Source organism: Pseudomonas parafulva, assembly GCF_000800255.1.
In the GTDB taxonomy this organism is placed as follows: domain Bacteria; phylum Pseudomonadota; class Gammaproteobacteria; order Pseudomonadales; family Pseudomonadaceae; genus Aquipseudomonas; species Aquipseudomonas boreofloridensis.
On sequence record NZ_CP009747.1, the window covers coordinates 771,064 to 783,750 of the forward strand.

The 12,687-nt window shown below is 65.9% G+C and carries 10 protein-coding genes and 2 pseudogenes; 6 read left to right on the plus strand and 6 right to left on the minus strand.

The window, feature by feature from the left end:
* Positions 1-25: 25 nt before the first annotated feature.
* Positions 26-586 (minus strand): RNA 2'-phosphotransferase, encoded by a 561-nt coding sequence (locus NJ69_RS03425; RefSeq protein ID WP_039576227.1) that lies wholly within the window; start codon positions 584-586, stop codon positions 26-28.
* 245 nt (positions 587-831) lie between these two features.
* Here NJ69_RS03425 and NJ69_RS03430 point away from each other — a divergent pair, with 245 nt between their 5' ends.
* Complete coding sequence (locus NJ69_RS03430) at positions 832-1,242, plus strand: hypothetical protein (RefSeq protein ID WP_029615210.1); 411 nt, start codon at positions 832-834, stop codon at positions 1,240-1,242.
* A gap of 188 nt (positions 1,243-1,430) precedes the next feature.
* Positions 1,431-1,559 carry a PA1414 family protein gene (locus NJ69_RS23035; RefSeq protein WP_348529585.1) on the plus strand — a complete coding sequence of 43 codons (129 nt, stop codon included), beginning with the start codon at positions 1,431-1,433 and terminating at the stop codon, positions 1,557-1,559.
* Between the two features lie 81 nt (positions 1,560-1,640).
* Here the strand turns inward: NJ69_RS23035 and NJ69_RS03435 are convergent, their stop codons facing one another.
* Both NJ69_RS03435 and speB read right to left on the minus strand, forming a co-directional pair.
* A complete protein-coding gene (locus tag NJ69_RS03435; RefSeq protein ID WP_039576230.1) occupies positions 1,641-3,020 on the minus strand; it encodes a sodium:solute symporter in 1,380 nt (459 codons plus the stop codon).
* 136 nt (positions 3,021-3,156) lie between these two features.
* Positions 3,157-4,107, minus strand: coding sequence for an agmatinase (gene speB / locus NJ69_RS03440; protein WP_029615209.1), 951 nt, complete (start codon positions 4,105-4,107; stop codon positions 3,157-3,159).
* A 224-nt stretch (positions 4,108-4,331) separates the two neighbouring features.
* Here speB and NJ69_RS03445 point away from each other — a divergent pair, with 224 nt between their 5' ends.
* The 4 genes and pseudogenes from NJ69_RS03445 (at position 4,332) to NJ69_RS03455 (ending at position 7,636) form a co-directional block, all read left to right on the plus strand.
* Positions 4,332-5,225, plus strand: a complete 894-nt coding sequence (locus tag NJ69_RS03445) for a LysR family transcriptional regulator (protein WP_029615208.1) — start codon at positions 4,332-4,334, stop codon at positions 5,223-5,225.
* Between the two features lie 159 nt (positions 5,226-5,384).
* Positions 5,385-5,696: pseudogene (locus NJ69_RS23100) on the plus strand (PAS domain-containing protein); the annotation flags it as partial.
* A 732-nt stretch (positions 5,697-6,428) separates the two neighbouring features.
* Positions 6,429-6,950: pseudogene (locus tag NJ69_RS23105) on the plus strand (methyl-accepting chemotaxis protein); the annotation flags it as partial.
* Between the two features lie 80 nt (positions 6,951-7,030).
* Positions 7,031-7,636 carry a tRNA-uridine aminocarboxypropyltransferase gene (locus NJ69_RS03455; RefSeq protein WP_039576235.1) on the plus strand — a complete coding sequence of 202 codons (606 nt, stop codon included), beginning with the start codon at positions 7,031-7,033 and terminating at the stop codon, positions 7,634-7,636.
* Here the strand turns inward: NJ69_RS03455 and NJ69_RS03460 are convergent.
* The 3 genes from NJ69_RS03460 to NJ69_RS03470 form a co-directional block, all read right to left on the minus strand.
* Entirely contained in the window at positions 7,633-8,976 is a 1,344-nt protein-coding gene (locus tag NJ69_RS03460; protein WP_039576237.1) for an HlyD family type I secretion periplasmic adaptor subunit, read from the minus strand. The genes NJ69_RS03455 and NJ69_RS03460 overlap by 4 nt on opposite strands.
* A gap of 28 nt (positions 8,977-9,004) precedes the next feature.
* The gene (locus tag NJ69_RS03465) at positions 9,005-11,149 is read right to left on the minus strand and encodes a type I secretion system permease/ATPase (RefSeq protein ID WP_039576238.1); all 2,145 of its coding nucleotides are present in this window, start codon (positions 11,147-11,149) and stop codon (positions 9,005-9,007) included.
* A gap of 66 nt (positions 11,150-11,215) precedes the next feature.
* Positions 11,216-12,589 (minus strand): TolC family outer membrane protein, encoded by a 1,374-nt coding sequence (locus tag NJ69_RS03470; RefSeq protein ID WP_039576240.1) that lies wholly within the window; start codon positions 12,587-12,589, stop codon positions 11,216-11,218.
* Positions 12,590-12,687 lie beyond the last annotated feature (98 nt).

Consider the following 12,687-nt stretch of genomic DNA (forward strand, 5'->3'; position numbering starts at 1 on the left):
TGGGGGGTGATGGCACGGCAGCCAGTCAGCACGCCCGCTGTGACCGACTCCAGAAGCCCACCGGTACGTGATCCACCAGCCACACACCATTGTCCGCTTGATAGAACCTCGCGCCAGCGTCGCGCATCTTCGCCGTATCGATCTCCAGCAACACGGGCTCCCCGTAGCGTTTGCCCACGCCCAGGGCAGTCTGCGGATCTTCGCTGAGGTGCACATGGTGACGTGTGCCCGCTAGCAGCCCCTGGCGTTCGATGGAGGCCATGAAGCGGCTCGCGGTGCCGTGATAGAGCAGGGCCGGAGGCGTTTTCTCGACATGCTGGACATCCACCTGATCGGTGCTGTGGCCTTGGGCGGCGCGGATGTAGCAGGCGTCCTGCGAAAGGGTGAAGCGCTTCTTGTCGTTGGTATCGACCACCTCGCGCAGCGCAGCGAGGTCGAAGTTGCGCCCGTGTTGGGCGGCGTTCTGCAGCAGGGTATCCACTTCGGCCCAGCCATCGCGGTCCAACGTCAGGCCGATGGCGTGAGGTGCATGGCGCAGTACATAGCTCAGGAATTTGCTTATTTCGTCACGCTGTTTCTTGTTCAAACTCGAGTTCCTTTTTGTCTTTTCCTTTTTTGGCGTAGGAATTGTCGCCTTTGCACTCCTCGTGCTCAAGGCATCAGTGCTCAAGGCATCGGACTGACAAGCGCTTTGCCTCCTACCGCTATCGACCGAGCGGTGCCCCGCCTGAACGCACAAGGTCATTGACCAGCAGACGTTTTGAACGCCAGCGACACGCCGCCGGTCCCACCCTCTGTACAGCCCTTCGCCCATTGAACGAGGCCACCGCCATGAGCACGAGCACCTACGACTGGGATCTGATCGAACGCCTGCTGCACGAAGTGCAGAACGGCGCAGGTGAACATTTCACTCCGCGCCCCTACGCCGAACAGCACGCGGCAGCGCTGGCCAGTGCCGGTGAGCCAGTGGGCGATGTGGACCGGCTCAAGACCCGCGCTTGCGAATACGAAAAGCTGCTGCTCGACCGTGGCTTCATCGCCCCGCGCCCTGAAGAGGAGGGCGGTAATGGCGAGAATTTCGTGCTGACCGAACGCGGTTCGCGCCTGCTCAGCCTGATCGACAGTGCCATTCCGGGCGCCGACAGCCCGCGCCTGCGCCTTGATCAGGAGAGCGATGCCTTGGACGCCGCCACCTTCGACAAGGTGTCGGCCAAGCCGCAAATCACCCCCGGAGCGGTGTAGGTATCGCCATCGCAACAAGGTGAAACAGTTAACCGACCGTCGGCTGGCGCCTTTCGCGCTTGATCTGCGGCAGAATCGGCCCTATGTGTAGGATTAGACGCAGGCGACAATCAGAACATCCGACTATGATCTGTTTGACGCACCGCAGAACCGCTTCGCCGTGAGGCTGACCCGTAAAGGGGGCAATGATGAATAAACCAATGACCAACTGGCTCCATGACCTCGGCGTCGCCTTGGGTCTGATTCCGCCACCGCTGCAGCCGGTGCCGGTTCCCAGCGACGCAGAACAGCGCAAGCGCCAGCCCCGTCGGCGCTGACCGCGACAGGAAAAAGGCCGCCGCCTCCTTGAGCAGGAGGCGGCGGCCTTTTGCGTTGCGGGCGAAAACGCCAGTCGTGGATCAGGCCAGGTTGACCGCTGCCATCGGCTTGCGCGACAGCAGGCTGACCACGATGAAGCTCACCAGACCGACCGCCAGGCTGTAGTAGATCGGCGAGTTGGCTTCCAGGCCATCCTTGACCATGAACAACAGTGCCGTAGCGAAGCCCAGCGACATGCTGGCGATGGCGCCGGCGGTGGTCGCGCGTTTCCAGAAGATCGCCCCGATCAGTGGGATCAGCATGCCGCCGACCAGCAGGTTGTAGGCCAGGGTCAGTGCGGCGATCACATCGTCCACCACCAGGGCGATGGCCAGCATCGCCAGGCCGGTCAGCAGGGTGAACAGCCGGTTGACGTTCAGGCTCGACTGCTTGCCGCCGCGCAGCCGTGGCAGCAGGTCCTCGGTGAGGGTGGTCGAGGCGGCCAGCAGGCAGGCGCTGGCGGTGGACATCATCGCCGCCAGGGCCGCGGCCATCAGCAGGCCACGGATGCCGTCGGGCAGGGTGGTCTTGATCATTTCGGCGAAGGCGTTGTTGGGGTTGGCCAGGTCCGGCAGCAACACATGGGCGGCCATCCCGATCAGCGCGCAGGCCAGGCCGTAGATCACGCAGTACACACCGGCCGCGGTGCCGGCGCGCTGGCACACCTTGGCGTCACGTGCGGTGAACACTCGCTGCCAGATGTCCTGGCCGATGAGGATGCCGAAGAAGTAGATCAGGAAGTAGGTGACGATGGTGTCCCAGCCGATGGTGGTGAGCTGGAAACTCGCCGCTGGCAGCTTGGCCACCAAGCTGTCCCAGCCGCCGACCTTGAACACGCACACCGGCAGCAGGATGAACATCAGGCCCACGGTCTTGATGACGAACTGGACGATGTCGGTGAGGGTCAGCGACCACATGCCGCCGATGGTCGAGTACACCACCACCACGCCACCGCCGAACAGCAGCGCCATCCAGAACGGCACATCGAGCAGCACCTGCAGCACGGTACCCATGGCCAGCGTCGAGACCACCGCGATCATCAATGCATAGACCAGCATGATCACCGCGCTGGCCTGGCGCGCCATGGGGTTGTAGCGGCGCTCCAGCACCTGGGTCACGGTGAAGATGCGCAGGCGCAGCAGCGGTTTGGCCAGGAACAGGTTGAGGGCGACGATGCCCAGGCCCAGGGCTGCGCACAGCCAGAAGCCGGAAATGCCGTGCACGTAGCCCAGGCGCACGGTGCCGACGGTCGAGGCGCCGCCCAGCACGGTGGTGGCCATGGTGCCCATGTACAGCGTGGGCCCCAGGTTGCGTCCGGCCACCAGGTAGTCTTCGTGGGTTTTCGCCCGCCGCATGCCGTACCAGCCCAATCCCAGCATGCCGACGGCGTAGATCAGTACAACGATGATGTCCAAGGCCATGGGTGTCTCCGATTATCTTTATTATGCGAGATCGATCCGGGCACGCTGACCGCGCCCGGTGCTCCTCATCGAGTGTTGGCGGGCCTCTATGGCCCTGTCCCACGGCTCCTGCCCGGGGTGTCGCATGGATTCGGGCCTAGCGGTGCACCACGCCCGGCAGCACGCAGAGCATTTCGAACAGCAGGTTCGCTCCCAGCAGCGAGGTGTTGCCGGTGGTGTCGTAGGGCGGCGAGACCTCCACCAGGTCGCAGCCGATCAAATCCAGGCCCTGGCAGCCACGGATGATCTCCATGGCCTGGATGGTGGTCAGGCCACCGATCTCCGGGGTGCCGGTGCCGGGCGCCCAGGCCGGATCGATGCCGTCGATATCGAACGACAGGTACACCGGGCCACCGCCGACCTTTTCGCGCACTTCGGCCATGAGCGGTGCCAGGGATTGGTGCCAGCACTCCTCGGCCTGCACCACGCGAAAGCCCTGGCGGCGGCTCCAGTTGAAGTCGTCGGCGGTATAGCCCTGGGCGCGCAGGCCGATCTGCACCACGCGCTCGCAGTCCAGCAGGCCTTCTTCGACGGCGCGGCGGAAGGTGGTGCCGTGGGCGATCTTCTCGCCGAACATATGATCGTTGACGTCAGCGTGGGCGTCGATGTGCACCAGGCCGATCTTGCCGTGTTTCTTGTGCAGGGCGCGCAGGATCGGCAGGGTGATGGTGTGATCGCCGCCCAGGGTCAGCGGGATGATGTTGTGTTCGAGGATCTGGTCGTAGGCTTCTTCGATGATGCGCACGGCGTCGAGCAGGTTGAAGGTGTTGATCGCCACGTCGCCGATGTCGGCCACCGACAGTGAGTCGAACGGGGCGGCGCCGGTGGCCATGTTGTAGGGGCGGATCATCACCGATTCGGCGCGGATCTGCCGAGGGCCGAAGCGGGTGCCGGCGCGCAGCGAGGTGCCGATGTCCAACGGTACGCCGATGAAGGCCGCGTCCAGGCCTTCGGCGCTCTGCAGGTGGGGAAGACGCAGCATGGTGGCGATGCCGCCGAAACGCGGCATTTCGTTGCCGCCCAGTGGTTGGTGGAGAATCTTGTCCACGGTGGGCCTCATCAGTCGGTCGATTGTTGTGTTTGTTCGAACCTGTGTCGCGGCGCGCTCGAGCCAGGCACGGGGCCGGCGACCAGGGACATTTCGGCCGAGTGTGCGAGAGGTAGTGGCGCGGAAGAATCGCTACCGACAAATACTTACTTCAGGAATTTCTAAACTATCACTCTCCAGGCGCGGTAGACTCTGTCGGAATTTTCCGAGTGGACCGGTGTGTCATGGCCTCAACGCTGCCCGACCTGAAGCTGCTGCGCATCTTTGCCAGCGTGGTGCGTCACCAGGGCTTCGCCAATGCCCAGCGCGACCTCAACCTGTCCACGTCGGCCATCAGCACCTACATGAGCCAGTTGGAAAGCAGCCTCGGCCTGGTGCTGTGCCACCGCGGCCGTGGCGGTTTCAGCCTGACCAGCAAGGGCGAGCTGTTCCATCAGGAGACCTTGCGCCTGCTTGGCGAGCTGGACGGCTTCGAGCAGTACGCCGCCGCGCTCAAGGGCGAACTGCGCGGCACCCTCAACCTCGGCGTGATCGACTCCACCGTGGGCGACCGCGCCCTGCCGCTGGCCGAGGCGATCGGTGCCTATAGCCAGGAGCACCCGGCGGTGCACCTGCACCTGTCGGTGTCCAGCCCCTACGAGCTGCAACTGGGGGTGCAGGACAACCGCCTGGACCTGGCCATCGGCGCCTTTTCTTCGCGCATGAGCGGGTTGCTGTACCAACCGCTGTACCGCGAGCAGCACTGGCTGTACTGCAGCAACCGTCATCCGCTGTACGCCGAGCGACGCATCCCCGCCCAGGTCATCACCCAGCAGCGCATGGTCGGGCGCGGCTACTGGAGCCAGGCGGAACTGGCCCGGCATGGCTTCAAGCACAGCGCGGCCACGGTGGAGAGCATGGAGGCGCAGTTGATCCTGATCCTCTCCGGCGCCTACATCGGCTACCTGCCCGAGCATTACGCCCAGGCCTGGGCCGACAAAGGCGACCTGCGTGTGCTGTCGCCCGCGACCTTCGGCTACCAGGCGCCGTTTTCCCTGATCATTCGCCGGGGCCGCAGTCGCGAACCGCTGATCCAGACTTTTCGTGACTTGCTCAAGTCGCAGTTGAACGTCGGTTGATGACCGGCGCCACCCTGGGCCTGATCGGCCTTTTCCTATCACCGCGTCGTCGCGTCGGTGGCTGTTCGTCGAATGGCGTTATCCGGCACTGACGCGCTCTGCTAAACCTGTAAACGTTTTGTTCAATCCCTACACCCGAACCAGCAAGGACCGCCCGCGATGCGCACGAATTTGCCCGTGACCGAGCAAGAAAGAACTTTCCCCAGTGAGCAGCGGCTGATCTCCACCACCGACCTGGACAGTCGGATCACCTATTGCAACGAGGCCTTCGTGGCCATCAGCGGTTTCACCTACGAGGAACTGGTGGGCCAGCCGCACAATCTGGTGCGCCATCCCGACATGCCACCGGCGGTATTCGGTCACATGTGGGACACCATCAAGCAAGGCAAAGCCTGGATGGGGGTGGTGAAGAACCGGGCCAAGAACGGTGACTACTACTGGGTCAGCGCCTATGTCACGGCGGTCTACGAGAACGGTCGGCTCAGCGGCTACGAGTCGGTGCGCTCGGTGCCCAGCCGCGAACAGATTCGCCGCGCCGAGGCGCTCTATGCACGGCTCAATGCCGGACGTTCAGCGGTGCCGAAGGTGGCGCACCTGACCCAATGGCTCGGCACCGGTGGACCCCTGCTGGTCGCGGCAGCGATCGCCGCCGCGGGCATGCTGTGGCTGCCGCTGCCGGGCGCCCTCGGCGTGCTGCTGGCCAGCCTGCTCGGCGCCGGCTGGCTGATCGAGCACCGCCAGAACCGGGCCATCCGCCGCACCCTCGCCGATCACCCCAAGGCCTTCACCAGCCCGCTGGTGGCGCTGACCTACAGTGACAACCCGGGTCTGCGCGGGCAGCTCGACCTGGCCATCATCAGCGAAGAGGCGCGGCTGCAGACGGCCCTGACTCGCCTGGTGGACGCGGGCGTCGGGGTCAAGTCGCGGGCTGCGCAGTCGGCTGAGCTGTCCGACGCCCAGGCGCGGATGCTCGACCGTCAGCGCAGCGAAACCGACCAGTCGGCCACCGCCATCGCCGAGATGGCCGCGACCATCCAGGAGGTCACCCAGAATGTGCAGAGCACCGCCCATGCTGCCGGCGATGCCGACCAGTTGGCGCAGCAGGGCAGCGAACTGGCGCGCCAGAGCCTGCGCGCCATGGGCAGCATGAGCGAGGCGGTCGGTGACATCAGCCAGGCGGTCGACGCCCTGGCCGAGCAGACGCAGAGCATCGGCAGCGTGGTGGACGTGATCACCGCCATCGCCGAACAGACCAACCTGCTGGCGCTCAACGCCGCCATCGAAGCCGCGCGTGCGGGCGAGCAGGGACGCGGTTTCGCGGTGGTGGCCGATGAGGTGCGTTCGCTGGCGCAGCGCACCCGCACGTCCACCGAGGAAATCCACCAGATCATCGATACGCTGCGTGCTGGCGCCGAGCGTGCGGTGACCAGCGCCGGGCGCGGCGAGCAGATTTCCCGCGACAGCATGCACAGCGTCGAGGCGGTGCAGACGGCGCTGACCGGCATCGTCCAGGCCGTCAGCCGCATCACCGGCATGAGCCAGCAGATGGCGACGGCCTCCGAGCAGCAGAGCCATGTGGCCGAGGACATCAACCAGCAGATCGTGCGCATCGCCCAGTTGTGCGACGAGAGCGCCGGGCAGGCCAAGCAGGGCGCCGAGATAAGCCAGGACCTGGAGCGCATGGCCGAGTACCTGCACAGCTTGGCGGAGCGCTTCAGCCGGTAAGCGCGAAGAGGGCGTCATCACGGCGATCAGCAGCCACACCGCAGGCCGGTGTGGCACACTGCGCGCCTTGAGGAGAGCCCATGTCCAGACCCCGCTGCACACGCTGCCAGCGTCCGCTTGCCCACTGCCTCTGCGCGCTGATCCCATCGCTGCCCAGCCGTACCCGCGTGGTCCTGCTGCAGCACGCCAGCGAGGCCACCCATGCGCTGAACACCGCGCGACTGGCCGCCTTGGGCCTGCGCAATGCCGAGTTGCTGAGCGGCGAGGTGTTCGACGAGTTGCCCGCGTTGCTGGCCACGCCAGGCTATCGCCCGGCGCTGCTGTTTCCCGGCGAGCAGGCAGAGATCGTGCAGCCCTACGCCGAGCACGACGCGTTGCCGCTGCTGCTGATCGTGCCCGACGGTACCTGGCGCAAGGCGCGTAAGCTGCTGTACCTCAACCCACTGCTCGACGCGCTGCCACGCCTGACCCTGGGCCAGGTGCCGCCTTCGCGTTATCGCCTGCGCAAGGCGCCGCAGCCGGGGGCGCTGTCGACGATCGAGGCGGTGGTGCAGGCGCTCGACGTCCTGGAGGCGCCGGTCCGGTTCGATGCGCTGCTGCGCCCGTTCGAGGCGCTGATCGAAGGGCAGATCCAGGCCATGGGCGCCGAGACCTTCGAGCGCAATCACGGCCAGGGCCGGGCCTAGCGTTCACGCAGGGCCTCGGTGCGCGCCTTCAGCACCGGCTTGAGCAGGTAGTCCAGTACGCTTTTGTGTCCGGTGATGATGTCCACCGTCGCGGTCATGCCGGGGATGATCAGCAGCGGTTTGTCGGTCGTGCCCAGGTGATTGTTCTCGGTGCGCACCTGGATCAGGTAGAACGCATTGCCCTTGTCGTCGCTGACGGTGTCGGCGCCGATCAGTTCCAGGCGCGCCTTGAGGCCACCGTAGATCGTGTAGTCGTAGGCGCTGAACTTGACCATCGCCGTCTGCCCCGGATGCAGGAAGGCCACGTCCTGCGGGCGCACCTTGGCCTCGATCAGCAGGTTGTCCTCGATCGGCACGATCTCGATCAGGTCGCTGCCGGGCTGGACCACGCCACCGATGGTGTTGACCTTGAGCACTTTGACGATGCCCCGCACCGGCGAGACCACCGTGGTGCGGTTGACCCGGTCGTCGATGGCGATGCTGGTGGCGGTCAGTTTCGACAGCTCGGTGCGCTTGTCGTTGAGCTCCTTGGCGGCGTCGGAGCGAAAGCCGGCATCCGATTCCTGGATCTTGCTGCGGATTTCGGCGATGGCCGCTTCGGCGCGGGGGATGGCCAGGTTGGTGGCGTTGAGCTGCCCGCGCGCCTCGACGCTGCGTTGCTTGAGACGCAGGATCTCCACCGGTGAAATGGCACCTTTGCTCACCAGTGGCGAAGACATGTCCAGTTCCTGCTGCAGCAGCCCGACCGCCGAGCGGTACTGGTCCACCTTGGAGCGGAACGCGGCGAGCTCCTGGGTCTTCTGTCGCAACTGCTCGTTGAGCGTCTGCTTCTCGCTGGCCAGGCGGCGCTGGCGCGATTGGTACAGGGCGATCTCGTCCTCGGCCACCTGGGGCGCCTTGGCGCGTACCGGGTCGGAGAGCACGAAGGGGCGTCCTTCGGCCTCAGCCGACAGACGCTCGACCTGCGCAGTCAGGGCATAGCGGTCGGCCTCGCTTTCGCCCTTGTTCGACTTGAAGCGGGTGTCGTCCAGGCGCAGCAGGGTCGCGCCTTTATCGACCATCTGCCCTTCGCGCACGAAAATCTCGGTGACGATGCCGCCCTCCAGGTTCTGGATCACCTGCACCTTGGAGGAGGGAATGGCTTTGCCGTCGCCAACGGTAACCTCGTCGAGCACGGCGAAGTGCGCCCAGATCAGCGCCACCAGCAGCAACGCGCCGGCCAGCCACACGGTCAGGCGCGACAGGCGCGGCGAGTCCTGCAGCGTGGCGCCGGCCAGCTCCGGCATGTAGTCGCGCTCGGCGTCTGCGGGGGCAGTGCGTGCAGTGTCGGTCAGGGACATGGTTCACCTCACGCCAAGCGGACGCTCATCACAGCGCCGCGCCAATACGGCCCTTGCGCAGGGCCTCGATCACGGCATCCTTCGGCCCATCGGCCACCACCTTGCCGTTGTCCAGCACCACCAACCGCTGCACCAGCGCGAGCATCGAGCTGCGGTGGGTCACCAGCAGCAGCGTCTTGCCCGGCACCCAGTCCAGTAGACGCTGGCGCAGTTGATCCTCGCTGCTGTTGTCCAAGTGGCTGGTCGGCTCGTCGAGCATCAGGATCGGCGGCTCCAGCAGCAGCGCGCGGGCCAGCAGCACGGCCTGGCGCTGGCCGCCGGAGAGCAGTTGCCCGCGTTCGCCCACGGGCCGGTCGAAGCCCTGCGGGTGCTGGCGGGCCAGCGCGTCGACGCCGGTCAACGCGGCCACCTCGAGCAGGCGCGCGGTGCTGACGTGGCGGGCGCCGAGTGTGAGGTTGTCGCGCAGGCTGCCGGCCAGCAATGGCAGGTCGTGGGCCACGTAGCCGAGTTGGCGGCGCAGGTCGGCGACATCCAACTGACGCAGGTCCAGGTTGTCCAGGAGCACCTGGCCTTCGTCGGCGTGATACAGGCCCATCAGCAGGCGACCCAAGGTGCTCTTGCCCGAGCCGCTGCGGCCGATGATGCCGATCCGTTCGCCGGGGGTGATGCTCAGGTTGACGTCGTTCAGGGCCGCCGTGGTCTGGCCGGGATAGCGAAAGCTCACATGACTGACGTCGATGCCGCCCTGCAACGCGGTGTGTTCCAGCACCTGCTGGTCGGGCTGGCGCTCCTGGGGCAGGGCCATCAGCGCGTCGGTGCTGCGCATGGTCAGTTGCGCCTGCTGGTAGCGGGTGATCAGCCCGGCGATCTGCCCCAGTGGCGCCAGCACCCGGCTGCCGAGCATGTAGCAGGCGACCAGGGCGCCGACGCTCAGGGCGCCGGCGATGATCGCGTAGACCCCGGCGACGATGGTCGCCATGCCGCAGAACTGCTGGATGAACAGCGTGCCGTTGGTGGCCAGCGACGCCAGGTTGCGGGCGTGGGCGTCGAGCCGGGCGATGGCGCCGTTGGTGTGCTCCCACTGGTACTGGCGCTCGCTCTCGGCGCCACAGACCTTGAGGGTTTCCAGGCCGCCGAGGGTTTCGATCAGCAAGGCCTGGCGTACCGCGCCCAGGCTCAAGCTCTTGTCCACCGTGTCGCGCAAGCGGGCCTGGATCAGCAGGGCGGCGCCCATGGCCACGGGAAAGGCCAGCAGCGGGATCAGCACCAGCCAGCCGCCGAGCAGGCCGATCACCAGCAGCATCAGCAGCACGAAAGGCAGGTCGATGAGGCTGGTGAGAGTGACGGCGGTGAGGAATTCGCGCAGGCCCTGGAAGTCGTGGATGCTCTGGGCGAAGCCGCCGATGCTGGCGGGGCGCGCTTTCATGGCCATGCCGGTGATGCGTTCGAACAGCGTGGCCGAGAGGATCAGGTCGGTCTTCTTGCCGGCCTGGTCCAGCAAGTGCGCGCGCACCATGCGCAGCACCAGCTCAAAGGCGGTGCCGATGAACAGGCCGATCACCAGCACCCACAAGGTCGACAGCGCCTGGTTGGGCACCACGCGGTCGTAAGTCTGCATCACGAACAGCGGTACCAGCAGTCCGAGCAGGTTGATCAGTAGGCTGGCCAGCAAGGCGTCGCCGTACAGCCCGCGCGAATGCTTGAGGGTGTCGCGAAACCAGGCTTCGACCCGGGGCAGCAGGGGCGCGCGCAGCGCTTCGAGGGTATGCCGAGGGCGGGCGAACAGGGCGTGCCCGCTGTAGACCTGTTCCAGCGCGTGACGCTGCACCCACTGCTCGCCGCCTTCGGCCTCGCAGGGCAGGATCAGCGCCTGGCCGTCATCGCCCCAACGTTGCAGCACGGCGCTGCGGCCATCGCTCAACAGCAGCAGCACGGGCAGGTTCAGCGCACTGATCGCGCCCAGTTCACGGCGCAGCACCCGCGCCTGCAGCCCGGCGCGTGCGGCGGCACGCGGCAGCAGGGCCAGGTCCAGGCGCTGCTCGGGCAGCGGCAGGCCGGCACACAGGCTGGCACGGCTGGCCGCGCAGCCGTGCACCTTGCACAGGATCAGCAGGCCATCGAGCAGGGGGTCGTCCGCCGCCTCGGGCGGCGGTGTGCGGTGCAGTGACGTCACGATGGCCTACTCCTGTCGCGCGGGACGGGAAGCGGTCGAGGCGCACGCCCGACCGCGTCGCAGGGCTTAACGCATTTCGGGCAATTGCGCCTGAGTACGGACTTCGGTGGTGGCGATGGCTTCCGGCGGCAGGGTGATGCGCTGCTTGGTCAGCAGCTCGCCCATGGTCGCCAGCACGCGGTACATCGAGTACTCCTCGGTGTAGCGCACTTCGGTGTAGCGGCGGTTGGCGTTGTACAGCTCGTTTTCGCTGTCGAGCACGTCGAGCAGGGTGCGTTGGCCCAGACCGAACTGGTCCTGGTACGCCGCGCGCACCCGCGTGGTGGTCTCGGCGTATTCGCGAGCGCTCGGGGTCTGCTTGCGCGCATTGTTCATGGCGTTCCACGCCAGGCTCAGGTTCTCGGTGAGCTCGCGCAGGGCGTTGTTGCGGATGTCCATGGCCTGGTTAATCTTGTACGAATCAGACTCCAGGCGCGCCTTGTCGCTGCCGCCACGGAACAGGTTGTAGCTGAGCTCGACGCCGGCTTGCCAGTCGTTGTTGCTGTGACCGCGCTCACCGCCGGTGTTGTTGTTGGCGCCGGTGGCCAGCACCGCATCCAGGCGCGGGTAGAAGGGCGACTTGGCCACTTCGTACTGCTTCTCGGCGGCATTCACGTCGGCTTGTGCCGATTTCAGGTACGGGTTGTTCTCGCGCATGCCCTGGCGGGCTTCGTCCAGGGTGTTGGGCATCTGGATCTTGATGCTGCTCGGTGCTTCCAGCTCGTCCGGCTGACGGCCGACGACGCTGTAGAAGTTGGCCTCGGCGTCGGCCAGGTCCACTTCGGCGGTGTCCAGGTTGTTTTCCGCCAGCGCGCGTCGGGCGCGGGACTGGTCGAGGTCGGCGGTGCTGCCTACGCCGCGTTCGCTGCGCAGGCCGATCTGATCGTTCACGCGCAGGTGCGCTTGCAGGTTGTTACGAGCCAGGGTCACCAGTTCGCGGCGCTTGAGCACCTCCAGATACACCTCGATGGCGCGCAGCGCCACGTCCTGGGCCACGGCCTGGGTGTAGTAGGCGCGCGAGGTGGCCACCGATTGCGTGCGACCGACTTCGTTGGAGGTGTTGAAACCGTCGAAGATCATCTGCCGCAGGCGCAGTTCGGACTGTGTGTAGTTCAGGGTCGCCTTGTCGTGGTTGCGCGTGCCATCAGGGTTCACCCCACGGGTGTTCTGGTTGTCCGAGCGCTGGCGCCCGTAGCCGGCGACCAGGTCGACGGTGGGGAAGTAGCCGCCGCGCGCGAACTTCACATCCTCATCGGCCGAGAGCTTGCTGTTGCGGTTGGAACTGATCTGAGGGTGGTAGTCCACGGCACTCTGGACGGCCTCGGTGATCGACATCGCCTGTGCGTTGGCACAGACCATGGCCAACAAGATGGCACTGGTGATGGGGGTTGGAACGCGCATCGGGTACTTCTCCCTGATCGAATAAGGTGCTGCACTCGCCAAAAAAATGACGGAAATGCATGTTAAAACCGTTTCAGGTTTGTAACAACAGAGCTAAG

Coding starts and splice junctions, on each gene's coding strand:
- NJ69_RS23035 (WP_348529585.1), top strand. CDS start 1,431: ATGAATAAACCAATGACCAACTGGCTCCATGACCTCGGCGTCGCCTTG.
- NJ69_RS03470 (WP_039576240.1), bottom strand. CDS start 12,589: ATGCGCGTTCCAACCCCCATCACCAGTGCCATCTTGTTGGCCATGGTC.
- NJ69_RS03430 (WP_029615210.1), top strand. CDS start 832: ATGAGCACGAGCACCTACGACTGGGATCTGATCGAACGCCTGCTGCAC.
- NJ69_RS03435 (WP_039576230.1), bottom strand. CDS start 3,020: ATGGCCTTGGACATCATCGTTGTACTGATCTACGCCGTCGGCATGCTG.
- NJ69_RS03455 (WP_039576235.1), top strand. CDS start 7,031: ATGTCCAGACCCCGCTGCACACGCTGCCAGCGTCCGCTTGCCCACTGC.
- NJ69_RS03460 (WP_039576237.1), bottom strand. CDS start 8,976: ATGTCCCTGACCGACACTGCACGCACTGCCCCCGCAGACGCCGAGCGC.
- NJ69_RS03445 (WP_029615208.1), top strand. CDS start 4,332: ATGGCCTCAACGCTGCCCGACCTGAAGCTGCTGCGCATCTTTGCCAGC.